We start from the raw sequence: 23959 nt of genomic DNA, 5'->3' as shown, positions 1-23959 counted from the left end.
GCTGTTGGCGGTTAGCTTTTGGCTGTTGGCTCTGGCTAACAGCTAATAGCTAAAGGCTAAAAGCTAAATTATTACCGGCTCCGTAGGTGCCAGCGTATCCTCCACATGACCATGTGCATCGTGGTGCTCATCGCCGTGACCATGACCTTCTTCTACCGCCTGGCCGATGAATACCGCCGTAAGGTTGGTGAAGATAAACGCCTGGATAAAAGCTACCAGTACTTCGATCACATAAATGAAGGCGGCAAAGCCAACAGAGATGGGCGAGAAACCGGCACCGGCAATGGTGCTGATATTACCAAAGATGAAGATCAGGGAGATCAGGCAGATGATGATGATGTGACCCGCCAGCATGTTGGCAAACAGACGGATGATGAGAGCGAATGCCTTAGTGAAGATCGACAGGATTTCCACAGGCACCATGATGAACTTCACAAAGCCGGGCACCGGGGGGTTAAAGATGTGACCCCAGTAGTGCTTGTTGCCGCTGAAGTTTACCACCAGCAGGGTAATCACACCCAGCACCAGGGTAAAGGCAATATTACCGGTAACGTTGGCCGACCCGGGGATCAGGCCAAAGATGTTGTTGATAAGAATAAAGAAGAATACGGTAAGCAGGAAGGGCATGAACTTCGCGTACTTGTGGCCCAGGTTAGGCTTGGCTACCTCGTCGCGCACAAAAGTGATCACGGGTTCAATGGCGTTTTGGAAACCAGTAGGCGCAGAGGTAACACCATGTCCTTTCTTATAACGTTTGGCAACACCGGTCATCAGTACCAGCAGCAGGGCCAGTGCGATAAACATCTGCACCACGTTGCGGGTGAGGGAAAAATCATACACCTTCTCGTTGGCGTCAACAGGAACAACGTCGTTACCCACCAGTTTGTAGCCATTCACTTCAGCATGTCCGTGCTCGAAAGCCGAGGACATGAAAGTGCTTACGCCACGGGTAGGCGAATACAGGATTACGGGCAGGGGAATAGTGGCATGGTGGTCGTGGCCGTCGGCGCCTTTCCAGCTGAAGAAGTGGAATTCGTGGGCGTCCAAAACGTGACCAAAGATTACCTCGTTGGCATCAAACTTCTTTTCACCTTCTTTTTCAGTGTCTTCCAGGTGTACCTGCTCTTCATGCGCAGTTTCGCCATCATTGTGGTGTTCCTGTGCTACCGATACATTAGAAAAAGTAAGGGTCAGGAAGCTGAAAGCCGCCACCAATAAGCCTTTTACGCGTCTGCTGATCATACTGTTCCGCAAATTTGGCGCAAAGATAAGGAGGGCATATTAAAAACCGGGGGCTATTCCTGTTTTATAGGAGCTTTACCATTTATCCCGGTGTGTAAGCGGTTGTAGACGTGGCGTTTAAGTGCGGGTTCCACATTTGAGGGCAGTTTCCATGTTCATAGTAGCAGGAAGAAACAAGTATTTAGCTGCCAGTTTGGTCCTGGTCAAGTAACTTTTTTATTTTTTCCAGCTCTTCAACATCTAGTTGGTCTTTTAAACGAGCAACCGCTCTTTTATTATCCAACAGATGGTTTAAGTGTAAAACTGGAATTACCTGTCCACCTATTTCCATACGGGGGGCTAAATTGTAACACTCCTCAAAACCTACATCCACCCCTTTCATGCTAGTCATTATATCTAACCGAATGCCGTTCTGCAAAGCAAAATCTATCCAACCCGGTACAAACTGAATAGTTTCGATGCTTGCAAAATCTCCCATACCATAGGCAAAATAAGCCGCTCTGAACTTCTTTCGGTTTTCAGGCGTATCCTCTAGGTATAGATCGACATCCCCGGTAAATCTTTGAAAGCCGTGCAGGTTTGTAGCAAATCCACCTACAAGAATGTAGCGTACGCCCTTCTCGTTGAGGCATCGCCAAAGGTCAACAAATGCGGAGTCAAAGAGGTCCATACCTATTTATCATTTATAAACCTGGCGGCTTGCATGGTTCGCTGCATACGCATTAACACCATTAAGAATTTAAACCTTTCCTCTGGTGTACGGCGTAAAGCCTCCTTTAAACGGTCTAGCTCCTGCTCTGCTGCACTCGCATAAATCCGCATACCGGCGGGCTTGTCCGTGTCAACAGGTGTGTTATTTTTTGGAGTATCGTTCATTACACCACAATAGTTTTCTTTTCCAACTGGCTTTCCTGCAATTTACGATAAAAGCCGCCCCTTGCCATCAGCTCGGCATGGCTGCCCATTTCCTTGATTTCGCCCTTGTCCAGCACAATGATCTTGTCGGCCCGCTGGATGGTGCTGAGGCGGTGGGCAATGATAATGGAAGTACGACCTGCAATCAACTTCTGGATGGCCCGCTCAATCAGCTGCTCGCTTTCGGTGTCAATAGAAGAGGTAGCCTCGTCCAAAATCAGGATGGCGGGGTTGTATAATAAGGCGCGGATAAACGACAGCAACTGGCGCTGGCCCAGCGAAAGTGTGGCGCCGCGTTCCATTACATTGTAGTCGTAACCGCCGGGCAGTTGCAGGATAAAGTCGTGCATACCAATGAGGCGGGCAGCCTCTTCTACCCTTTCCTGCGGAATTGCCGGGTTGCGCAGGGTCAGGTTATCGCGTACCGAGCCGGCAAAAAGAAATACATCCTGCAACACCACGCCCACGTTGCGGCGCAGGGTTTCGAGGTCCCACTCCTTGATGTCGCGGTCGTCTACAAGGATGCGGCCCTGCTGGATATCGTACAGGCGGTTGAGCAGGGAAATAATGGTGCTTTTGCCGCTGCCGGTATGACCAACGATGGCAACGGTTTCGCCGGGGTTTACCGAAAAATCCACATCCTTCAGCACCGGCGTATTTTCTACATAAGAAAAGAAGACATGGTCGAAATCAAGCTTTCCTTTTACCTCGGCAGGGGTAAAAGCATTAGCAGGAGAGGGTGGAATAAAATCATCGTTGTCCAGCACCTTGAACACCCGGTCGGAGGCGATGATGCCCATTTGCAGCACGTTGAATTTATCGGCAATGATGCGGAGGGGACGGAACAGGAGGTTGAGGTACATGATAAAGGCCACTACTTTTCCGTACTGGCTTTCGTTGAGGCCAAGTGCTTCTTTTGAAGTCCACCACACCACCAGGCCAACACTCAGCGCCAACACAATTTCCACGATGGGAAAAAATACAGAGTAAGCGAAGATGGCCTTGATATTGGCATCGCGGTGCACCTTGTTGATCTCCTTAAATTTCTCGTACTCCTTTTCTTCCCGTGCAAAGGCCTGCACGATCTGCATCCCGCTGAGGTGTTCCTGCACAAAGGCGTTGAGGTTGCTCACAGCGTTGCGCACCGTGTGGAAGCTTTTATTGACACTTTCCTTGAACACATAGGTGGCCACGATCATGATGGGGAAAGGAATAAGGCAGATGAGCGTGAGCTGCCAGTCGGTCCAGAACATAATGCCCAGGATACAGAGGATAGACAGCATATCTGCAAGGATCGGTATCAGGCCATCGGCAAAAATGTCGTTTACCCTTTCGATATCATCCACCGTGCGGGTAGTGAGGGTACCGATGGGCGTTTTGTCAAACTGGCGCAGGTTGAGGTGCAACACCTTGTGGTACACCCTGGTGCGCAGGTCGTGTACCACGCGCTGGCCCAGCCAGGAAGTGATGTAGGAAAAGTAAAACCGCATTCCCGTCTCCAGGATCAGGAAACCAATTTGGATAATAGTGATGGTGATGACCATCTGGGCCACCTGGTTGGTAATGTATTTATCTACGGTAAGCTGGATGAGGTAAGGCCGCACCGGCGAAAAAGCCGCCAGCAGTACCGACAGCACCAGGCTTTGCACAAACCTGCCCTTGTAAGGATCGGTAAAGCGAAGCACCCGCTTTAATAAGGCCATGTCGAAAAACTGCTTCCGTTCTGAGGTGCTCAAGATTTTTGGTTTAGGGTGCAAAGGTAGTAGGGAGACGGGAAAGACTGGAAAGACTGGAAAAGACGGAAGAGAAAGGAGAGATGGAAGTCAGAAAAGTCAGTAAAGTCCGGAAAGACGATTTTGAAGTCTTCCAATTAGCTATTGATGTTCTTGGTTGCAAAAGAAAAGGAGCTTGCCAAACTGACCTTTTCTTCTTTTCTGTCTTTCCCGTCTTTACTGACTTTCCGGACTTTACCGACTTTCCCGTCTTCCCACTATTCCTCCTCCTCCGCTCCCATCGATTTATTATATGCCTTAATAAAGATGGCACCGAGGTTTTTATGCGGCGGGATATAATCTTCAAAACCGTCTACACCGCCTGCGGTGCGTTTGAATTCGTTCCAGAAAGGTATCCATTCAATACCCTGTCCATTGCGCATCTTTTCGGTCAGCAGGTTGAAAAAGGGCTGGTTGATAACCGTTTTACCAATTTGCTTGGAGGCAATAATGTGCGCATCGGGTGAATGCTGCAGCACATCGTGTATGAGGTGGTAGCCGCCACAGGAGCCCATGAACACTATTTTAGCCGAAGGCAGTATATGCTCGATGGTACTTTCGGCGTAATAGCTATGCCCGCGGTGGATGATGATGGATGGCTCCATGCCCTTCTCCGACAGGTAGGCACTCAGCGCATCCTGTGCTTCCTCGTCCTTGCCGGATTCTTCGGGCAGGGGTTTGTTGGCAAAAATCAGGATGGGCTTGCCCCTGGTGGAACTGATCTGCACCCATTGCGGCGCATAGGTAATCTTCCAGTTGCTGCCCCCAAACTGGCGGAGGAAACCCTGGTAAATATTGGTGCCGTCTTCATCGCCATAAAAAAATACCTGCATCACCACGCGGCTGGCGGTATCGGCAAGGTTGTTATAAGGAATATTGTACACCGGCGGAATACCAAACTCTTGCGACAGGTCGATCTTATTGCTGCTGTCGGCAGAGAGAAACAGCTTTTGCAACAGGTTATACATCACCTTGCCGCGTTGGTTGTTGGCGGCCAGGTTTTTCTCGTAATTATATTTGGTAAGCTCCAGCACATAGTCGGCCAGTTCGGGGTTGCCTTCCGAAATGCTTACATAGGAATCGGCAATGTCCACGCCATCTTCGAGGTTGGTGGTACGCTCCAGGCCGTTTACAAAAGCAGTCATCAGCACCCTTGAATCGTCAGGACTGGGAAAGGTTTTCAGGAAGCCGTTGAGGGTGTTGAAACCGGCAGCGATCTTGATGAATTTGCGGAAACGGTCAAAACCAACCGACACCAGCAGCGAATCGCCGCGGTTGCCGATCTTCTGCATCATCACGGGATAAACACCACGGGTATAGCTGGAAGTATAGATCTCGTTTTCACCCGACACTACCAGGTAATACAATTCCTGCGGCGTCAGCTGATTGAGAATACGGAAACGTACCCCATCGGGCTGCTCGTGCAGGCCGTTGATCTCCTTGATAAATATGTTGCGGGCCCTGCGTTCCAGCATATCGGTAAGAGCTGCCAGTTCCAGCACTTCTTCTTTCTGCTGGATGCGGCGCACATAATCGAGCCTTGTTTTTACCAGCAAACGGTAAAACCTTACTTCATCGTTCTTTACCGAATCAATGGTGGACAGCGACATGCGGCCTTTTAGCAGGTTGTCCAAAAAAGCAAAATAGATTTGTCCCGAGCCGCCGCTGGTAGCCATTTTGGAAACGGTTTGCACCAACGGGTCATCAATTTTACGGATGGCCCGGCCCAGGGCATTGTTGGCCGCCGCATAATCGTACAGGAGGCGGGGGTACTTGCGGCCCACTACCAGCACGAGGCTATCGCGGAAAGGCAGGTCAGGGTTTTCGTTCAGCAGCTGGAAGGTGCGCTGCGGGTGAATTTGTACAAACTTGCGCACCACATCGTTCTTGGCCAGCCGGATGCCGGGATTTTGCTCAAAAGCACCACTGCCTACCAGCATATCGGCAACGGCAAAGGGGGCGCCTTTCACCAGGTTATCGATTGGACGACCGGCACGGTCGAGCACTACGGCCTCCTCGTAACGGCTCAGCGCCTGCGGCAGGCTGGAAGCCAGAAACTGCCTGCTTTTATAACCGGCAGCAAATTTCTTCAGGATATTTTCCAGTCCGCGGATATAGGCAACCTTCTGGGTATGGGTGAGGGCCGAATCGGTTTCAATGGTACGCTGCAACCGGTCCACCGTAGTAGTGAGGGCCTCCGTAACCAGGTAGTTGAGTTCATCATCGGCAGATACCTGGAAGCCGGTACTCCTGTTGCCATCGGCGGCAAGGGCAGCCCTTTGCTCCCGGTCTACATAATCATGGAACAATTGCCGACGGATATCGGCTTTATATTTTACCACCAATGAGGCACTGCTTTGGGCAAACGCCTGGGTTCCCAACAGCACAACCACGAGCAGCAACAGGGTTCGATCTAAAAAACGCATCAGCCACATAGCGCAAATTTAATACCCATATAACCGCTGATTTGTATGATTAGGAATGATTTAAAAGAATTCAGGGGCAAGAAGTGGAAAATCAGGCAGCTTAAAGCGCGTTTATTGTTTAATACAGCTTTGCAAAAGGCAACAATGCATTTGAACAAACAAGAAACATTTTCGAAAGGATCTTACTTTTCTCTTACTATAGGTGAAAGAGCAGGAAGGTAAAATCATACAAATCCCTTCTAATCATACAAATCTGCGGTTCCATTAAGTTTTTATTAACTCTACATAAACTTCATGTAAAGGCCCGTTCAGGGTAATCTATTTGTTTTAGGTTTGCTGGTAACAATTAGTAAACATATGAGTACCAAGGCCCGAAAGGTATTGCTTGCCGATGATGAGCCTGATATTTTGGAATTTTTGAAGTACAACCTGGAAAAGGAAGGCTACGAGGTGGCAACAGCCAAGGACGGCGATGAAGCTTTGGATAAAGCCAAGAAGTTTAACCCCCACCTGGTGATCCTCGACATCATGATGCCCCGGAAAACTGGCGTGGAAGTGTGCGAACTGCTGCGGGCACAGGCCCAGTTCAAAGACACCCTGATCCTCTTCCTCACTGCCCTGAGCGACGAAGCCACCCAGGTGAAAGGCCTCACAACCGGCGCCGACGATTATATCAGCAAACCCATCAGCACACAGGTGTTCCTGAGCAAGGTGGCCGCCCTTTTCCGCCGGCTCAAGCAACCCGACAGCAGTTCCATTGCCATCGACAGCCTGGTGATCGACCCCGAAAAGTTTGTGGTCGAATACGAAGGCAGCGAGATCACCCTGGCAAAAAAGGAATTTGAACTGCTGCACCTGCTGGCTACCAAACCCGGCCGCGTGTTCCTGCGCAACGAAATCCTGAGCCAGGTATGGGGCAATGATGTTATTGTAGGCGACCGAACCATTGACGTACACATCCGCAAAATCCGCCAGAAGATGGGTGTGGATTGTATTACTACCGTAAAAGGTGTAGGGTATAAATTTGAGCTCTGAGAGAAGACGGTAAAGACGGAAAAGACAGGAAAGTCCGGAAAGAACCGGGCCTAAATAGAAGGTAATACTTTCACACCTGTCTTTACTGAATTTTCCGTCCTCCGACTTTCCTGTCATTTCCGTCTTTACTGACTTTCCTGACTTCCCTCACTTCTTCTACTCATGAAAGACCTTACTTCCCGCCAGCTATCGGCACTTACCGCACTCATCCTGGCTGTACCCAGCGGGCTTGGCGTGTGGATACTGGAGGCAAACTGGCATTATGGCCTGGGTGCCTTTGTCCTGTTCTTCCTGGGCAGCTACCTGGTGATCATGACCATGTTCGAGCGGTTTATATTCCGCAAAATCAAGCTGATCTACAAGTTTATCTACCACACTAAGGCCAGCAAAAAGGAAGAGACCTATTATAAGTACATCCTGCCACAGAAAACACTTGATGAAGTGCGCCTGGATGTGGAGGCATGGGCGCAGAAAAGAAAGGACGAGATCGAAATCCTGAAAAAGAACGAGCAGTTCCGCAAAGAGTTTTTGCAAAACCTGTCGCACGAGTTTAAAACACCTGTTTTTGCCATACAAGGTTATGTGGACACCTTATTGCAGGGCGCCCTCGAAAACCCCGAGGTCAACCGGCGCTTCCTTGAAAAAGCAAGCCAGAACGTGGAGCGCCTCTCGCGGCTGATCCAGGACCTGGACGAAATTTCCAAATTGGAACGCGGCGAACTGAAGCTCCACCGCCAGAACTTTATCGTACAGGACCTGATTCGCGAAGCTTTTGAAACCCTGGCGCTTAAAGCCGAACAGCACAATATCACCTTTTCGTTTAAAAAAGGCAGTGAACAGGGGCAAATAGTATTTGGCGATAAAGACAAGATCCGGCAGGTGCTCATCAACCTGGTAGACAACTCCATCAAGTACGGCCGCCGCAATGGCAATACCATCGCCAGTGTGTATAATACCGATGGCAAACACGTGCTGGTAGAGATTTCCGATGACGGCATGGGGATTCCAGAAAAATATATCTCCCGCGTATTTGAACGCTTCTTCCGCACCCAGGAAGGCAGGGGCCGCGACCTGAAGGGCAGCGGGCTGGGTCTATCCATTTGTAAACACATCATTGAAGCCCATGGTTACAACCTGCATGTACGCAGCAAGGAAGGCGTTGGCAGCACTTTTGGCTTTTCGCTGGATGTAGCCCGCAGGGAAAGACAACTTACTGCAATGGATGATAGAAGATAGGCCATGGTCCATCGCCTTCAACAACGGGTTGCCCTTAGCTACAGCTAAGGTTAATTCAACACCAACTCCATAAGCCGCAGATTGCATATTACCTTATTGTTATGTTTTCGTAATTTCAATTACGTTGAACATAAAAGTGCTGATACTGCTGGTGTTGCTTGGTGTGGGCAAAAGCTCCTGGTCGCAGGAAGCCATGGTTCCATTGTATTGCTACGACGATACGGTGCTGGTACCCCAGCCTTTTGCACCCGCTCCCCTAACCGATTGTTCGGCATCTTCGGTACAACAGTTTGTAGCACAACTGCCTGCCGAAAAAATGGCGCCCTATGTTGCTGCACTGATGCGCTACCGCCAGCGGCATCCCATTGATGACTGGTTGTACTACCAGCTGGTGCGTAAAGTGGCCCAGCAGCTTAGTCCAAAGGCTGATAACTACTACCGCTATACTTTGTACAAATGGTGGCTGCTGGCTCAGTCGGGTTACGATACCCGGCTTACCTGGAGCGGCAGGTACCTCCTGTTTTATGTACAAAGTGATGAAACGATCTACAATATCCCATTCCGTATGCAGGACGGCAAACAATACGTTTGCCTCAACTACCACGATTATGGCAACATTGATTTCAACCAAAACAAGTTTGAAGCGATTCAATTGCCTTTAACCACCACGGCAAAAGCATTTTCGTACCAGGTACACCAGCTGCCCAACTTCAGGGATGCAGATTATACCGTAAAGCAGGTAGCCTACGAAGCAGGCAACAGCCAGTACCACTTTCGCATCAAGCTCAATACACAGATGAAGCAGTTGTTTTCCAACTACCCCGTAGTGGATTACAACGTGCAGTTCAACATGCCGATCAGCAGGCCTACTTACGAATCGCTGATACCCGAATTAAGGAAACAGGTGCGCAAGCTGAAGCAAAAAGAAGGCATCGATTTCCTGCTTCATTTTACCCGCTATGCCTTTTTGTACAAACCCGATGGAGAGGCATTTGGCAGTGAAAAAAGGTTGTCGCCGGAGCAAACCCTGCTATCGGAATACAGCGACTGTGAAGACCGCGCTGCCTTGTTCTTCTTCCTGGTAAAAGAACTGTACAACCTGCCCATGATTGTGCTGGCTTATCCCAGCCATGTAACACTTGCGGTACAACTGGAAAAGCCTTCGGGCACTACCATTGAATACGGTGGCAAGCGCTATACTGTTTGCGAACCTTCGCCACAACGATACGACCTGGGCGTTGGGCAATTACCGCAGGAATACAAGCACCAGTCGTATGAAATTGCATATGCTTATACGCCGAAGTGATGGCGGTGTAAAACAGGATCTTTTGCCGCAAGCTATTCGCTGCAAGTTGGATTCGGTTTTGTTTCAAATGAGCCCTGATCGTATCAATAACCCTTTAATAGAAAAGCGCTCCTCTACAAGGAGCGCTTTTCTATTAAAGGGTAAGTATACCTGAAATTGTACACTGATGATCAAGGAAACTGCAGCTTGCATTACGCACCTGCAGCTTGAAGCTGATAGCTTGAAGCTATTATTCAACTGACCTTAGTTGCCAAAACGGGTCCAGCCTTTATACCAGTTGTTGGCTTCACCGCTGGCACCAATGGCACCGCGGAAAGTTACCGCCTGTATGTAAGGACGGGCAGCGATGCGGGTATCGGTATAGGTTACATTAGCTGCACCAACGATGGGGTTGGGACCCGAAGGGAAGCCTGGAATGCTGATGGTACCAGCAGCAAAGGGCGAAAAGTCAGGGTTGGTGTAATCAAACGGACGGGTATAACCCACCTGCTCGTTGTTGGCCAGTACGGTATTGCGATAGAAAGGGTCGCGGAACCAGGCGTCTACACCGGCAGCAGTAGCGGGAGGCGTAGCAAGGGTACCGGAAGCATAACCAAAAGGCGTAGCAGTACCGGCAATCAGGTTGCCTGCAAAACGTACGGTGCTGTCCTGCACATCGTCCCATACCAGACCGCGGCTGTCGTCGATGAGCACACCCTGCGGCCAGCCCATAAATACAGAGTTGTAAATAGAGATGCCGGAGTTGCGGCGGACTTGCGCACCTGCCAGGTAGAGCGGGTTGCCTACATTGGTTAGTGTAGCGCGGGGACCGATGGCAGTGATATTGCTGAACACGGCCAGGGTCTTGGGCTGGTTGGCGGTACCACTGGCGTCGTTGTCGCTTTCAAAAGCTTCGGAGCGGCTGATATCGGCAATGGAGGAATCACGGAACACCAGGCCAAACTGTACCGAACCACTGAAACCGTTGTCGGTATCGAAGTCGTCGTCCTGTGTTTTGTAAGCCACCAGGTAACGGGCATTTACCGTACCGCCAAACCATTCAAAAGCATCATCCTTGGCATGCGAAACCTGCACGTATTCCACTACGGTTTTGCTACCTACAGCAGCCATAGTCAGCGAGTTGATCTCCTGGTCGGGCTGCTGGGCATAACCGGCATACTCGATGCGCACATAACGCAGCACACCCGAGCTGTCGGCAGCATCGGTGCCACCTGCCACACCCAGGCCATCGGAGGTGTTGATACCACCTTCCACCACAAAAGTGCCGGCACCAGCAGTAGAAGTAGTGTTTACAGGCGCTTTACCGCAGATCACAATGCCACCCCAGTCGCCGCTGCGGGGCGTGGTGTTGGCAGAAGTAAATACGATGGGATTGGTAGCATTGCCGCTGGCAACGATTTTAGCACCGCGGGTAATAACCAGGGCACCTACATTGGAGCCAGTGAAATTCGCTTTAACGGTTACACCCGGCTGAATGGTAAGGGTGCGATTGGGCATGATATAGGTGAAGCCATCGAGTACATAATCGTTGGCTGCAGTCAGCGTCATATTGCTGTCGATACGTCCGGTAAGGGTAATGGTCTGGCGGGTACTGCCACCATTGCCGGGTTGCACCACAGTGATACCATCGCCGTCCACTTCAATTTTGCGACAGCTGAACAGGGCAGATGCAAGTACTACTGAGAGAAAAAGTATGCGTTTCATAAAAAGAAATTCGGGTGTTGTGTTGGGTATAGGGGATTGGGTATTGGGTATTTGTGATTGGTGATTGGTGATTAGCGATTAGTGATTTTCACGTTTGACGTTTCACCTTTCACTTTTCACGATTCACCATTCCCCATTCACTTCTTAAAAATTATATCCAAAGCTCACGCTCACATTGCTGCCCATGCGGCGGCTGAAGCGTACGCGGTCGGTGCCTTCGTTATACTTTTCGTTGCTGTCGGCATTCTGATGAAAGATCAGGCGTTGGTTGAGTATGTCTGATACATTCAACTTCAGTTCACCTTTGTTTTTCATCAGCTTTTTACCCAATTGGAAATCGAAGAGCTGGCGGGGGTTTTCCCATACATCGGGTACATTCTGCAGTACGTTGCCCACCAGGTAAATACGGCGGCCAATCTGGTTGAACAACAGGGTGGCGTTCAGGCCGGCCTTTTCGTTGTCGTACATGATGGAGGCATTCACCACGTAGGGGCTCTGGCCTTGCAACGGGCGATCGATGGAGAAGCCGGCAGCCTTCAGGCTGTCATCCATGATGCGGCTGTGGATATAGGCCAGGTTGGTTTGGAAGGTGAAATTGTTCAGCCCAATAAAGTCGAGGCGCTTGCGCAGCTCCACTTCTGCGCCAAAGGTTTGGGCACTTTGTGGGTTGGCAAAGGCAAAAGAGGAGGCTCCGCCACCTGCCTGGAAGAACAGCTGCTCGATGGGCTTATCGAAGAATTTGTAGAAAGCACCCAGGTTGAAGGTTTCACCGGCGCGGGGATAAAGCTCATACCGCAGGTCGGCATTGGTAACCTTGGTGCGTTCCAGGCGGGGGTTACCTACCACGGCGGCGTTCAGCTCAAAGTCGTAGAACTCGAAGGGTGCCAGTTCGCGAAACTCGGGACGTACCACGGTTTGTGAAGCACTCAGGCGAATATTGGTTTTAGGATTCAGTTTATAGGTTGCATTCAAACCGGGCAGGAAGTCGCGCACCCGCGTATTGATATGACGCGAGTCGGTTTTCCTGGGGCTGCCCACCAGCTGGTCGTAGTCTTCTACACGCACACCCCACACCACACGCATATCGCCTACCTGGTTGTCGAACTGTACAAAGCCTGCATTCAGGATGGTGTTGGCCATGTAGCGGAAGCGGTTGCCGGGGATGGCATCAAAGTAAAATTTGCCCTGCTCGCCGGTGCTGGTGAAGTTGGCGGGTGCAAAAGCCTGCTCGGGCTCCTGGCGGGTAAGGTCGTTATTAAAACCAACCAATGCGATAGAGAAAGGATTGGCATCAAACAAACGGTCGCGCACCTGGAAGAGGTAACCGCCCTTTAGGGTTTGTGTTTTGCCAAAAGCAGTATAGGTTTTGGTAAGGTCGCCACCACCGGTGTACACATACTCGTTTAGCATCTGGTAAAAGCGGTTGCCGCTGCGCTGGCTGAGCGTGTTGGATACCAGCATCTGGTAACCGTTGGTGCTGCCGTTGTCTTTGCGGTAAAATATACGGCGCTGGTCGGGCACATAGCCATCCAGGATGTTGAAGGAACCATACCAACGCAGCTTGGTTTTTACCGAAGGCAGGTTGTGCTCACCGGTAAGCTGGTTGCTCCAGAAAGTGTTTTGCTGAAAACCCAGCTCACGGGCACGCACGCTATCCAATGTGGTGCTGCCAAAGTTCTCGGTACCGTTGCGCAGTGTTACATAATCGTTGGTATTTACGTTGAATAAAGCCTTGTAAGAAATGCGGTTGTTGTTGTTTAGGTCCATGGTGAGGTTACCCATGCCCCCCAGCAGCACATCCTGTGTGTAACGGTCATCATTGAACTCGTAATCAACACCCAGGTTGGGAAAGGTGTACTGGTTGTTTTGCAGCTTTTGAAAGCGGCTGTTGCGCTGGTAGTTTACACCAAAAGAGCCGCCCATGTTTTTACCGAACAAAGTGCTTTTAAAACCACCATTCACCTGGAAGTTGGAATTCAAAGGAGTGGCAATGGTGTTGGCCGACCACACATTATCCATGGCCAGTCCAACCGCATTCTTTTGCTCTTGCGAAGCAGCCAGGAACTGCGATTTGGTAGTATAACCAGAAGGCAGTGCACGGGTACCATCGTCTACACCAATGAAGTCGAGTTTACCACCTTTATAGGTGTAAAAATTATTGGTAATGGTTTGGCTGTTGAAACCGGTACCGATGGAGATGTTGAAGAAGTTCTGGGCAGGAATATCGCGGGTGTTTACCTGTACCAGGCCACCGGCCCAGTCGCCGGGCATTTCCGGAACAAAGGCCTTGTTGATAACGATGTTATCAATCATGGAAGAAGGAATCAGGTCGAAAGAAAAGGTTTTGCGGTCGGGCTCTGTTGAGCTGAGCGGAACACCGTTCAGCATGGCCATATTATAGCGGTCGGCCAAACCACGGATCACCAGGAAGCGGCCCTCCTGGATAGAGGCGCCGGGAATACGCTTCAGCACTTCGCCGGTATTGCGGTCGGGTGAGCGGCGGATGGTTTCTGCAGAAATTACAGAAGCTACGGTATTGGTATTTTTCTGGAACGCAACGATGGCATTTACACTCTCGCGGCGTGCGGTAGAGCGGGTAGTAGAAACCGTTACATTAGACAATTGTTTGGAAGAAGTTTCCAGTACAATATTCAGCTGGTTGTTGCCGCTAGCTGCTACTTCCACATCGCTGATGGTTTTGGGCGCATATCCTACAGCGGTAAAGGAGAGTTCGTACTTGCCAGCAGCAAGTGCAAGGGCAAATACCCCCTCCACATTGGTAGTGGTAGCGCTGCCTCCTTTGGCACTTACCGAAACGCCGGGTACCGGTTCGTTTTTATCGTTGGTGATCTTGCCGGTGAGGCGCAGGTTTTGCGCAAAGGCAGTGGCACAGAGCAGGATGAGGAAGTTGGTCAAGAGTAGCCTAACGGACATGCGCATCAAATTTCCTGCAAAACAATGCGTAGTATGTTACCGCTTTGTTACCCCCACATTAACAGTATGTGAACTGAATGTTACCCCAATATTAAGAACCGCAGATTTGTATGATTAAGAATAATTTGTATGATGCAGTTTGCATGATTCACACCCGGTGCGCTTTGCTTTTGAACTGGGCTATGCTTCATCGAATGATTTAGATCCATTGACCAAATAAACATTGAACTTACCACAGCACAATACCTTATAAAAAATTGCCCCGCGTCTTTGCGGGGCAATGCTGATTACCGTTCATTTATTTTTCACTCAGCTAGTCCTTCATTTTACCAATCATTCCTGATCATACAATTCTGCTGGTTTAAAAGCGGAACTGGAAACGGGCCGTAAAAATATTATCCTTGAGGTCTTGTGTATACCCGGCTACACTGGTCTTTTCATTTTTTACAAAATCGTAGTACACCAGGAACTTTACCCGGTCGGTGAGCCAGCGCGTCAAGCCTACACCCCAGGTATCAAAACGCACATCTGCTGCAGTGAAACCGCCGCCATTCATACCAATCTGGGGACCACCCACCTTGCGGTTGGGATCATACCAATCGTATTTCACCATCAACTCGTTCTTGCTGTTGCCCAGGTTTTGCAGGAAGTAAAAAAAGCCTCCGTCGAAAGGACGGATAAATGTAGGATCAAGGGGCAGGATGCCGGGGTTGGTAGTGGTTTTGGCAGTGCCGGGTTGCAAGCCACGCCAGTATTCGGCGCGGAACTCTGTTTTACCCCAGCCATGTTTCTTTACCAGTTGCACATCGGCGCCATAGTACCGGCGTTCGGCCTTTCCACCCAGGTTGGAAAGGCTGGAGTCGAGGTTGAAGTTGTATTTGCCGCTATTATCGGACATGGTCCATTTGTACTTGGTGGCCTGCCGCCAGCCGCCGTTCAGCAGCGATAATCCACCCGAAAGGGTCAGACCGCCAACGGGTATGGGCTTGAGGGTAAAGCGGCTGACCAGGTCTTTATACTGGTCGAAATCGGTAGTACCGCCGGGAGCAAGTCCCTGACCGTTTACCAGTGCCACATCTAACTTAAAGGGTTTGAACTTACCTTTTTTCTTTTGTGGCTCGTAACTCAGCATGGCGCCCAGGTCGCGTTCGGTGGGCATGAGTATCTGCGACATACGGCCACGTTCAGGCGTTTCGCGGAAGGCCGAAGAGAGGTTTATTTCATAACCAAATGGCCGGGCAAAAATACCCATGGTAAGCGCAAAGTTGTGCCCCTTTGGTTCAAATACACGGGCATACATATCCCGCACATTTACCCCACGTTCGGTGGCATCAAACTGGAAGGCAAAAAGCGCTGCAGGGAAACTGCTGTTTTTGGAAGGAAAGAAATAATCCAGCTTCACACGGGCACGGCGCAACATAAAACGGTTATTGCTGAACTCGGAAAAATTTCCGCCTTCATAAGAAGGTGCTCCTTTTGATTGGGCTACCTGGAACTGCGGCTGTATATAGCCGGAGAAGTACAGGTTTTCCATACGCTTCACTACGGGTCGGACGGTATCACGGATAAACAAGGTAGAGTCGTACTCCGTGAGATATCGTTGCGCAGCTGCATTAAAAGGCATTAAGAATAAAGCACATGCGGCCACAACGATAAAAAGAACAGATTTCATGAATTAACCATTTGATCATGCAGGCATAACCTGCAATTAATGCGGACACGAAATTGGGACCGTTTGTGAACTCAATGTTATAGGCTATGTTACCAAATCATTAATTATCCCCTTAACAAGTGTGCCAACATGCATTGCTATAACTTTGCGGCCTCTAAACAGATACTCTATGGCCTTGAACTCCTTCATGAAACTCTTCATGCCAAAGGACAAAGTGTTTTACAGCCTTTTTGAAGAATGTGCTGACAACGTTGAGAAAATGGCGAAACTGCTCTCTCAGGTTGTGAACGAACCTGACTTTGACAAACGCCAACAGGTAACCGCGCAAATGGAAGACCTGGAGCATGCCAACGACGAGCTCACGCACCGCATCTTCACCGAACTGGGCCGCAACTTCATTACACCGTTTGACCGGGAAGACATCCACTACCTCGCTTCTTCGCTCGATGATATTGCAGACTATATTTATGCTTCTGCCAAAAAGATCAACTTCTACCGTGTTAACCCCAATGATACCGGCTTCCACAAACTGGCCGAGATCATCGGCCAGAGCGCATGCGAGGTACGTAAGGCCGTAGGCGAACTGCGCGACATGAAGAACATGCGCCTCATCACCGAGTCGCTGGTAAAAGTGAACTCGCTGGAAAACCAGGCTGACGACATTTACGACATGAGCATCGAGCGCCTTTTTGCCACCGAGTCCGATGCGAAGGAAGTGATCAAGAAGCGTGAGATCTACCAGGTGATGGAAACCGCCACCGACAAGTGTGAAGACGCTGCCAACGTGATTGAATCCATCATTGTTAAATACGCTTAAAACAATTAGCTAATTGGCTAATGTGCTAATCTGCTTCAGTTCAATCGTTCACTACATTTAGCTGAGGCCCAATTAGCACATTAGCCAATTAGCTAATTAGCACATTACTCCCATGACTTTCCTCATTGTCATCATCGCACTCGCGTTGGTCTTTGATTATATCAACGGCTTCCACGATGCGGCCAACTCAATAGCCACCGTTGTATCCACCAAGGTGCTGACACCTTTCCAGGCGGTGCTTTGGGCGGCACTGTTCAACTTCGCTGCCTTCTTTATATTTAAAGACCACGGCGTGGCCGATACGGTTGCCAAAACCGTAAAGCCCGAGAATGTAGAGTCTGCCAGCATGCTCACCGTGGTATTTGCAGGTCTTATCGCTGCTATTGCATGGAACCTGTTTACCTGGTGGTTTGGTATTCCTTCTTCTTCTTCACACACGCTCATCGGTGGTTTTGCCGGTGCGGGTATCGCTGCTGGCGGCATCGATGCCGTTAATGCGCCGGTGATCCTGAAGACGGCTTCTTTCATCCTGCTGGCGCCCTTTGTGGGCATGCTCTTTGCCTTTATCATTTCCCTCTGGTTTATCTTCTCTTTCAAAAAAGGTGCAGGTCCCAAGGTGTTGTCCCTGATCATTCTTACAGGCGTGGCCTGGTTCCTGTACGCCAACCTGGAAACCAACCCCGAGAAGCTGGCTACACACTACGAGTCGTATGCCATGAAGGTGATCTTCTATTCCAAGAACTTCAAGTGGATCCTGTTGTCCATCATCCTGGTGGTACTGGCCCTGTTTACCTTTTGGCTCAATACGCTCAATGCAGCCCGCGCAAACGCCTGGTTTAAAAAGCTACAGCTGGTTTCTTCAGCTGCTTTCTCCATCGGCCACGGCGGCAACGACGCCCAGAAAGTAATGGGTATCATCACCGCGGCACTGATTGCACATGGTTCCATCTCTTCGTTTGAAGAAATGCCCACCTGGGTGCCGCTGGCCTGCTATGCAGCCATTGGCCTGGGTACCATGAGCGGCGGCTGGAAGATTGTAAAAACCATGGGTACCCGCATCACCAAGGTGACGCCTTTTGAAGGTGTTGCTGCCGAAACGGCCGGTGCCATTACCCTCTTCACCACAGAGGCGCTGAAAATACCCGTAAGTACCACCCACACCATCACCGGTGCCATCATTGGTGTAGGCGCCACCAAACGCCTGAGTGCGGTACGTTGGGGTGTTACCATCAACCTCCTCTGGGCCTGGATCCTCACCATCCCGGTGAGTGCCCTGCTGGCGGCTGGGGTGTTTTATATTGTAAAGCTGTTTTTGTAAGATAGGTCTATGGTCCATCGTCCATAGACGATGGTGACAGAAACTTGTAATTTAAAAAGGCATTTTGTTTCTTCGGAAACAAGATGCCTTTTAAGTTTGAAACCCTCCGTGTCTGGCAATTGGCTTTCGATCTGGCAGATGAAATTCACTGCACTGTACAGGGCTTTCCCAAAGCTGAAATGTTTAGCCTGTCCCATCAAATAAAACGTGCAGCTGATTCGGTTGTACTCAATATAGCGGAAGGCTCGACTGGCAGCACCAATCCGGAAACAAAAAGATTCCTGAACATCGCCCTGAAATCTGCTATAGAAACTGTAGCCTGCCTGATGATGGCAAAGCGCAGAACATACATTGCAGACACACCATACCAACAACTGTACACGAGATATGAACAGTTATGCAAAATGATTACAGCTTACCGCAACAGCCTCCCCTAAACATCGTCAATTGTCCATGGTCCATCGTCCACCATCCATGGCCTTTTTTTTGCCTACCTTAGTTCCTCAACTCTTACCTCATGGCTAAAATTCTGGTAACGGGTGGGTGCGGTTATATAGGCTCGCACACGCTTGTGGATTTGATAGAGAACGGATATGATGTGCTTTGCGTAGACAATAATTCCCGTTCCAATGCAGGCATCCTGCAGGGCGTGGAACGCATTACGGGCAAGAAAGTAAAGCACTACAAAGTTGACCTCTGCTCCTTCGACGATACGCACGCCATCTTTCAGGAAAATACCGACATCGCGGGCATCATTCATTTTGCCGCCTACAAAGCCGTAGGCGAGTCGGTGGAAAAGCCGCTGATGTACTTTGAAAACAACCTGGTATCGCTCATCAACCTGCTGAAATGCGTGCAGGAGTTCCAGACGCCCTGGTTTGTGTTCTCTTCTTCCTGTACCGTATATGGCAACCCCGACGAACAGATGGTTACCGAAGAAACACCGCCCAAGCCTGCTGCCTCCCCTTATGGTTATACCAAGCAAATGGGCGAGCAGATCCTGAGCGAATTCCAGAAAAGCAATCCCGCTACCAGTGTGATCCTGCTGCGTTATTTTAACCCCGTAGGTGCGCATCCATCCATCGAAATAGGCGAACTGCCCATTGGCAAGCCCATGAACCTGGTACCGGCCATCACCCAAACCGCCATTGGCAAGCTGCCCCAACTAAGCGTACACGGCTCCGACTACCCCACCCGCGACGGCAGCTGTATCCGCGACTATATCCATGTTTCCGATATTTCGCATGCCCATACCCTGGCCATCCGCTACCTGGAAGAAGGCCGCAACCTGGGCGGCTGCGAAGTGCTGAACCTGGGCACCGGCAACGGCGTAAGCGTGCTGGAAGCCATCCATGCTTTTGAAAAGGTGAGCGGGCAAAAGCTCAACTACAGCATGGGTCCGCGCCGTCCCGGCGATGTGGTGGCCATTTATGCCAACAATGACCGGGCACGTACCCGCCTGGGCTGGGAAATCAAGTACGGCCTGGACGAGATGATGGACACCGCCTGGAAATGGGAAGTGCGCCTGAAAGAAGACAAGCAACTGTTTGCCATGGTAGATGCCCAGCTGAACTAAAGCAACCTGATACATACTATTGAGCCGCTTCCTGCGTTTGGGGAGCGGCTTTTTATTGCAGGTTGATGTTTTCACGCAAAGGCGCCAAGGAGCAAAGACGCAAAGGTTTTCACGCAACGCTGCTACGCAGCCAAGATGAAACGATAAGATAAGGTTGCACGTAAAGGCGCGAAGGCGCAAAGGGTCTTGCGTATACTTCAGCGTTATTGACTAACTGCTGTTCGCAGCTTTGCTCCTTATTATTAGCGAATACAAACTAACCTTTGCGGCTTAGCGCCATTGCGAGCCACCCATCTTTGCGGATTAGCTCCTTGGTGCCTTTGCGTGAAACAACCCTATCTTTAACCCCAAACCGTCCAGTATACGACTGATTGACCCCAAACCCGCTTTGCCAATGACCGAGTTGACCGACCCTGAATTGCTGGCCCGGTTTCGCCAGCCCCATAGCCGGGAACCTGCTTTTACCGCCATCATCAAAAAATATCAGGAACGCCTGTACTGGCATATCCGCCGCCTGGTGGTGACCCACGATGATGCCAACGATGTGCTCCAGAACGTGTTTATCCGGGTTTGGAAAGGACTCGACAATTTCAAAGAGGAATCGCAGCTGTATACCTGGCTTTACCGCATTGCCACCAACGAGTCGCTGAGTTTTTTGGAAAGCATGAAAAAGCGCTCGGCACTGCCGCTCGACGACAGCGAGAGTGGGCTGGCCAATCAGGTAAAGGCCGACCGGCATTTCGACGCCAATAAGCTGGAGTGGAAGCTACAACTGGCCATCCAACAGCTGCCCGAAAAACAAAGAGTGGTATTCACCTTGCGGTATTACGACGAAATGCCTTACGAGGAAATGAGCCGGGTGCTGGAAACCAGTGCCGGCGCCCTCAAGGCCAGCTACCACCACGCGGTGAAAAAAATAGAGGACTTTATCACCAATCATTAAACCTTGGCCTCCATACAAAGTCATAGGAACGCATCATGAATAGCCGCAACGACATACAGCGAGAACTGGAACTACAGAACAGCAGTTTGCCTTTTGATGTGCACATGCCCGTTTTTGATCTGCCCCAAGGTTACTTTGAAAACTTTGCCGCTGAAGTGCTGGCTAGGATAAAAGGAACAACTGCTGCCACTGCTGCCGAGGAAATGGAAGGGCTATCCCCCCTACTGGCCGGCCTGTCGAAGAAAACCCCTTACAGCTTGCCTGCAGATTATTTTACCCAAAACCTTGCTTCCGGTACCCTCCGGGAGGAAGATTCTATACCTGGCTGGGCCGCCGAAGGGCGTCAAAACCCATATTCGGTACCTGCCGGGTATTTTTCACAGGTTTCGGAGCAGGTATGGAAAGCGGTAAAACCCCAGCCAGCAAAAGTGATATCGATGGGCAGCCGCCGCTGGATGCAGTATGCCGCGGCCGCCGTACTGGCTGGAGCTTTGGTGCTAGGCGGAATTTTGTACCAGCAAAAACCCAGCGCCGTAGACCCAGCCAATGATCCTGATGACTGGGTGGCCCATACCCTGGACCAGGTAAGCAACCAGGAACTGGAAGCCTTTATCATGTCTACCGAAGTGAGTGGAAATGAAATGGCACAGCAGAAGGGAAACACAAAAGAGGTAAGAACTGTGCTGAAAGATGTTTCCAGCAGCGAGCTGGACGCTTTTCTCAACCAGTTGCCCGCAGAAACAGAATTGATCAATTAAGCAGGAAATGCCGATGATGAAACATTTTTACACTTTACTCCTCTGCTGCTTATGCAGCTTTGCCGGTTTTGCGCAAGAAGACGACGGCCCGGGTGGCCGCGTCCGGGAACGCATGACCGAATACATTGAAAAAAGGCTGGGCCTTTCCAAAAGCGAAGCGCAGCAGTTTAGCCCCATTTACCTCAACTACCTCAACGACCTGCGCAAAACCACGCAGGATCATAAAGGCGACCGCCTGGTACTGCAACAAAAAGTGGTGGAACTGCGCCTTAACTACCGCAACCAGTTCAAAAACGTAGTGGGCGATAAGCGCAGCAACGATGTGTTCAGCTACGAACGCGACTTTATTGAAGGCGTCAAGCAGTTGCGCCAGGATCGTATGGACAACCTGCGCGATGACCGCCGCGGAAGAAAAAATTAGGAAAAATACTGGCCGTTGTGGGAAAACACATTTTCAGCTATATTTGAAACTGGTGTTTTTCATAGGTTAGCAACGGCCAGCTCTTTTCAGGGCAGGCCTTTTTTTTACGCCAGACTTTCTGTAGCTGTCAGGAACACCCGGCAACGATCCGGCGCACCTCATTTCCAGCAGATTACAGTTTACGGTTATACTTATCCGTTATATAAAAGCAATGCTGTTCCTGCTGCCGCAATTGTTTCCCTGCTTTTTTCGGCCCTGATTATTTTCAACACATAAGCAATCTGCCCCAAGTGGTAGATGTCGTGTTGGATGATGCCATGCAGCAGTTCACGGAAAGTATAAGTACGCTCCACCACTTTTTCTCCTAGTTTTTGATCGGTCATTGCGTTTAATGCCTGCAACAAAGCATCCTGCAAACGGTGCAGGGCAGCTACCGCTTCCGGCCAATTGTAGGGCCCGTCTGCCGACACTTCCCGCCAGTCATTGGCTTCAAAATAATGGAGGTCTTTTTCATTATCCGGCAATACCCTGCTCACGGCAAATCCCCGCCAGTTGACCATATGCCATACCAGTTCGGCAATGCTGTGCTGGCCGGCGGGCTGGTAATAAGCTTCCGCGTCGGTGATGCCTTCCAGCAATTGCAGGGCAGGGCGGCCAAACCAGGGCTCGCCGCTCCAGGAATCTGTCAATTGTTTTTTCAGGTGTTGCAGCTCAGTCATCGTTCTAGTTTCTGGGGTTAAAAGGGAGTTCGAAGATGCGGGTTTGCGCGTTTTAAGCAAAACCGCTTGTCCTAAAGTTACTGTTTCAGCCACTTACGCAGTATCAGCTACTATTTGTACTACCTAGGGATTGCCTAAATTGCTGCTGTCTTCAATACACACCCGCAACCAGCCTGCTTATGTTTACTGACAAATTCATTGGGAACAAGGCTTTATTGTACAGCCTGCTTGTTTTTGCTGCCCTTAGTTTTTGTAGTTGTAAAAAATTGGAACCCAATGAGGTGCTGGGAGCAAAACTCCAGCGCGCTGTAACGCTGGGTAGCAATACCCATTTATCGCTTGATACGGCAATAAATGATTTTGAATGGGATATTCTTGTAATTAAAAGACCGTACGCCTCTCGTTCAATGGAAGATACCCTCCAAAAATATATTGATAACAGAAACCAACTTTTACTTTCTGAAAATGATCAGACAGAGGGATGGAATTACCTAATCTTTGTTTCCGGGCAAAAAGCAGTTGCTTATATCAGGTTACCGGAAGCACCTTGTTGTTCTTTTTCCGGCAATAACTTAGACAACCCAGTAGTTCTGAAAAAACATGAAGCGGTATTTAGGATTGGACGACAAATGTATAAATCAAAAACGCATTATACTTTGATTTTAGAATGATAAACGTTTTGGAAATGGGTTTCATCAAAAAAAGTTTACTACTATTAAGTTGTGGTATTTCAACATTAATAACTAAAGGACAAACCACACAGGATAATAAAACATATTATCTTCTCAAGACTAGTTTAATCAACATTACTGAGATACCTGATTCAAATAATACACAATGGGTTTACTTAGAAAAAATTGATAGTAATTTCAACTTCTCAATTTTAAGATTCACCTACTTACAAGATGACTGTATTGTTTTAAGAAAAAAATTAGTGAAGTCGAATCTGCTTACTTACAAGCGGTTTACTGAGTATGTAAAGGCAAGTAAAACGCCCATAATGACAGATAAGTTCTACTTAGTGGAACCCCTTGGAAATAGAAAATATACAGCATACCGCATTTCTGATATGTTGTATATGGCCAAACAAGATCCCATGGAGGTTTTAGAAAACTATTAAATATAAAAAGGCCTGCATCGCTGCAGGCCTTTTTATATAATACCA

The 23959-nt window shown here is 49.6% G+C and carries 21 protein-coding genes; 12 read left to right on the top strand and 9 right to left on the bottom strand.

Annotation, left to right across the window (positions count from 1 at the left end; translation table 11 throughout):
- Window positions 1–63: 63 nt before the first annotated feature.
- From atpB to BUE76_RS05035, 5 genes are all read right to left on the bottom strand, one after another.
- Window positions 64–1242, bottom strand: coding sequence for a F0F1 ATP synthase subunit A (gene atpB / locus BUE76_RS05055; protein ID WP_073048573.1), 1179 nt, complete (start codon window positions 1240–1242; stop codon window positions 64–66).
- 181 nt (window positions 1243–1423) lie between these two features.
- Complete coding sequence (locus BUE76_RS05050; protein ID WP_073048574.1) at window positions 1424–1912, bottom strand: nucleotidyltransferase; 489 nt, start codon at window positions 1910–1912, stop codon at window positions 1424–1426.
- 2 nt (window positions 1913–1914) lie between these two features.
- Window positions 1915–2118, bottom strand: coding sequence for a hypothetical protein (locus BUE76_RS05045; RefSeq protein ID WP_073048575.1), 204 nt, complete (start codon window positions 2116–2118; stop codon window positions 1915–1917).
- Window positions 2118–3893, bottom strand: coding sequence for an ABC transporter ATP-binding protein (locus BUE76_RS05040; protein WP_245798433.1), 1776 nt, complete (start codon window positions 3891–3893; stop codon window positions 2118–2120). Before BUE76_RS05040 ends, BUE76_RS05045 begins: the two co-directional genes overlap by 1 nt.
- A 254-nt stretch (window positions 3894–4147) precedes the next feature.
- Entirely contained in the window at window positions 4148–6355 is a 2208-nt protein-coding gene (locus BUE76_RS05035) for a hypothetical protein (protein ID WP_143157478.1), read from the bottom strand.
- A 357-nt stretch (window positions 6356–6712) separates the two neighbouring features.
- Here BUE76_RS05035 and BUE76_RS05030 point away from each other — a divergent pair, with 357 nt between their 5' ends.
- The 3 genes from BUE76_RS05030 to BUE76_RS05020 all read left to right on the top strand — a co-directional run bounded on the left by BUE76_RS05030 (window position 6713) and on the right by BUE76_RS05020 (window position 9932).
- Window positions 6713–7390: a response regulator transcription factor gene (locus tag BUE76_RS05030; RefSeq protein ID WP_073048578.1), complete on the top strand. Its 678-nt coding sequence runs from the start codon at window positions 6713–6715 to the stop codon at window positions 7388–7390.
- 162 nt (window positions 7391–7552) lie between these two features.
- The gene (locus tag BUE76_RS05025) at window positions 7553–8626 is read left to right on the top strand and encodes a sensor histidine kinase (RefSeq protein ID WP_073048579.1); all 1074 of its coding nucleotides are present in this window, start codon (window positions 7553–7555) and stop codon (window positions 8624–8626) included.
- A gap of 124 nt (window positions 8627–8750) precedes the next feature.
- The gene (locus BUE76_RS05020; RefSeq protein ID WP_073048580.1) at window positions 8751–9932 is read left to right on the top strand and encodes a hypothetical protein; all 1182 of its coding nucleotides are present in this window, start codon (window positions 8751–8753) and stop codon (window positions 9930–9932) included.
- A 243-nt stretch (window positions 9933–10175) separates the two neighbouring features.
- Here the strand turns inward: BUE76_RS05020 and BUE76_RS05015 are convergent, their stop codons facing one another.
- The 3 genes from BUE76_RS05015 to BUE76_RS05005 all read right to left on the bottom strand — a co-directional run bounded on the left by BUE76_RS05015 (window position 10176) and on the right by BUE76_RS05005 (window position 16242).
- On the bottom strand, window positions 10176–11636 hold the full coding sequence (locus BUE76_RS05015) for a hypothetical protein (RefSeq protein ID WP_073048581.1): 1461 nt from the start codon (window positions 11634–11636) through the stop codon (window positions 10176–10178).
- 144 nt (window positions 11637–11780) lie between these two features.
- Window positions 11781–14570 (bottom strand): TonB-dependent receptor, encoded by a 2790-nt coding sequence (locus BUE76_RS05010; protein ID WP_158069928.1) that lies wholly within the window; start codon window positions 14568–14570, stop codon window positions 11781–11783.
- A 361-nt stretch (window positions 14571–14931) separates the two neighbouring features.
- Complete coding sequence (locus BUE76_RS05005; protein WP_073048585.1) at window positions 14932–16242, bottom strand: hypothetical protein; 1311 nt, start codon at window positions 16240–16242, stop codon at window positions 14932–14934.
- Between the two features lie 169 nt (window positions 16243–16411).
- Between BUE76_RS05005 and BUE76_RS05000 the strand changes: the two genes are divergently transcribed.
- The 7 genes from BUE76_RS05000 to BUE76_RS04970 all read left to right on the top strand — a co-directional run bounded on the left by BUE76_RS05000 (window position 16412) and on the right by BUE76_RS04970 (window position 22075).
- Window positions 16412–17059, top strand: coding sequence for a DUF47 domain-containing protein (locus BUE76_RS05000; protein ID WP_073048586.1), 648 nt, complete (start codon window positions 16412–16414; stop codon window positions 17057–17059).
- Between the two features lie 112 nt (window positions 17060–17171).
- Complete coding sequence (locus tag BUE76_RS04995) at window positions 17172–18377, top strand: inorganic phosphate transporter (RefSeq protein WP_073048588.1); 1206 nt, start codon at window positions 17172–17174, stop codon at window positions 18375–18377.
- A gap of 83 nt (window positions 18378–18460) precedes the next feature.
- A complete protein-coding gene (locus BUE76_RS04990; protein WP_073048591.1) occupies window positions 18461–18814 on the top strand; it encodes a four helix bundle protein in 354 nt (117 codons plus the stop codon).
- Between the two features lie 80 nt (window positions 18815–18894).
- Window positions 18895–19953, top strand: a complete 1059-nt coding sequence (gene galE, locus BUE76_RS04985; RefSeq protein WP_073048594.1) for a UDP-glucose 4-epimerase GalE — start codon at window positions 18895–18897, stop codon at window positions 19951–19953.
- A gap of 394 nt (window positions 19954–20347) precedes the next feature.
- A complete protein-coding gene (locus BUE76_RS04980) occupies window positions 20348–20896 on the top strand; it encodes an RNA polymerase sigma factor (RefSeq protein ID WP_073048595.1) in 549 nt (182 codons plus the stop codon).
- A gap of 35 nt (window positions 20897–20931) precedes the next feature.
- Window positions 20932–21654 (top strand): hypothetical protein, encoded by a 723-nt coding sequence (locus BUE76_RS04975; RefSeq protein WP_073048597.1) that lies wholly within the window; start codon window positions 20932–20934, stop codon window positions 21652–21654.
- A 16-nt stretch (window positions 21655–21670) separates the two neighbouring features.
- Window positions 21671–22075: a hypothetical protein gene (locus BUE76_RS04970; protein WP_073048599.1), complete on the top strand. Its 405-nt coding sequence runs from the start codon at window positions 21671–21673 to the stop codon at window positions 22073–22075.
- Between the two features lie 191 nt (window positions 22076–22266).
- On the opposite strand, the gene BUE76_RS04965 is transcribed toward BUE76_RS04970, so the two are convergent.
- A complete protein-coding gene (locus BUE76_RS04965) occupies window positions 22267–22794 on the bottom strand; it encodes a DinB family protein (RefSeq protein ID WP_073048601.1) in 528 nt (175 codons plus the stop codon).
- A 179-nt stretch (window positions 22795–22973) separates the two neighbouring features.
- On the opposite strand from BUE76_RS04965, the gene BUE76_RS04960 reads away from it, so the two are divergent.
- Window positions 22974–23465, top strand: coding sequence for a hypothetical protein (locus BUE76_RS04960; protein ID WP_073048603.1), 492 nt, complete (start codon window positions 22974–22976; stop codon window positions 23463–23465).
- Between the two features lie 14 nt (window positions 23466–23479).
- Window positions 23480–23914, top strand: a complete 435-nt coding sequence (locus tag BUE76_RS04955) for a hypothetical protein (protein ID WP_143157479.1) — start codon at window positions 23480–23482, stop codon at window positions 23912–23914.
- The last annotated feature ends 45 nt before the right edge of the window (window positions 23915–23959 follow it).

Source organism: Cnuella takakiae, assembly GCF_001953305.1.
GTDB lineage: Bacteria > Bacteroidota > Bacteroidia > Chitinophagales > Chitinophagaceae > Flavisolibacter > Flavisolibacter takakiae.
This window is presented reverse-complemented; position numbering and strand designations above follow the sequence as displayed.

Coding starts and splice junctions, on each gene's coding strand:
- BUE76_RS05000 (WP_073048586.1), top strand. CDS start 16,412: ATGGCCTTGAACTCCTTCATGAAACTCTTCATGCCAAAGGACAAAGTG.
- BUE76_RS05045 (WP_073048575.1), bottom strand. CDS start 2,118: ATGAACGATACTCCAAAAAATAACACACCTGTTGACACGGACAAGCCC.
- BUE76_RS04970 (WP_073048599.1), top strand. CDS start 21,671: ATGAAACATTTTTACACTTTACTCCTCTGCTGCTTATGCAGCTTTGCC.
- BUE76_RS05030 (WP_073048578.1), top strand. CDS start 6,713: ATGAGTACCAAGGCCCGAAAGGTATTGCTTGCCGATGATGAGCCTGAT.
- galE (WP_073048594.1), top strand. CDS start 18,895: ATGGCTAAAATTCTGGTAACGGGTGGGTGCGGTTATATAGGCTCGCAC.
- BUE76_RS04955 (WP_143157479.1), top strand. CDS start 23,480: ATGGGTTTCATCAAAAAAAGTTTACTACTATTAAGTTGTGGTATTTCA.
- BUE76_RS04965 (WP_073048601.1), bottom strand. CDS start 22,794: ATGACTGAGCTGCAACACCTGAAAAAACAATTGACAGATTCCTGGAGC.
- BUE76_RS05005 (WP_073048585.1), bottom strand. CDS start 16,242: ATGAAATCTGTTCTTTTTATCGTTGTGGCCGCATGTGCTTTATTCTTA.
- BUE76_RS04980 (WP_073048595.1), top strand. CDS start 20,348: ATGACCGAGTTGACCGACCCTGAATTGCTGGCCCGGTTTCGCCAGCCC.
- BUE76_RS05050 (WP_073048574.1), bottom strand. CDS start 1,912: ATGGACCTCTTTGACTCCGCATTTGTTGACCTTTGGCGATGCCTCAAC.
- BUE76_RS04975 (WP_073048597.1), top strand. CDS start 20,932: ATGAATAGCCGCAACGACATACAGCGAGAACTGGAACTACAGAACAGC.
- BUE76_RS04960 (WP_073048603.1), top strand. CDS start 22,974: ATGTTTACTGACAAATTCATTGGGAACAAGGCTTTATTGTACAGCCTG.
- BUE76_RS04990 (WP_073048591.1), top strand. CDS start 18,461: ATGCCTTTTAAGTTTGAAACCCTCCGTGTCTGGCAATTGGCTTTCGAT.
- BUE76_RS05025 (WP_073048579.1), top strand. CDS start 7,553: ATGAAAGACCTTACTTCCCGCCAGCTATCGGCACTTACCGCACTCATC.
- BUE76_RS05035 (WP_143157478.1), bottom strand. CDS start 6,355: ATGCGTTTTTTAGATCGAACCCTGTTGCTGCTCGTGGTTGTGCTGTTG.
- BUE76_RS05015 (WP_073048581.1), bottom strand. CDS start 11,636: ATGAAACGCATACTTTTTCTCTCAGTAGTACTTGCATCTGCCCTGTTC.
- BUE76_RS05010 (WP_158069928.1), bottom strand. CDS start 14,570: ATGTCCGTTAGGCTACTCTTGACCAACTTCCTCATCCTGCTCTGTGCC.
- atpB (WP_073048573.1), bottom strand. CDS start 1,242: ATGATCAGCAGACGCGTAAAAGGCTTATTGGTGGCGGCTTTCAGCTTC.
- BUE76_RS04995 (WP_073048588.1), top strand. CDS start 17,172: ATGACTTTCCTCATTGTCATCATCGCACTCGCGTTGGTCTTTGATTAT.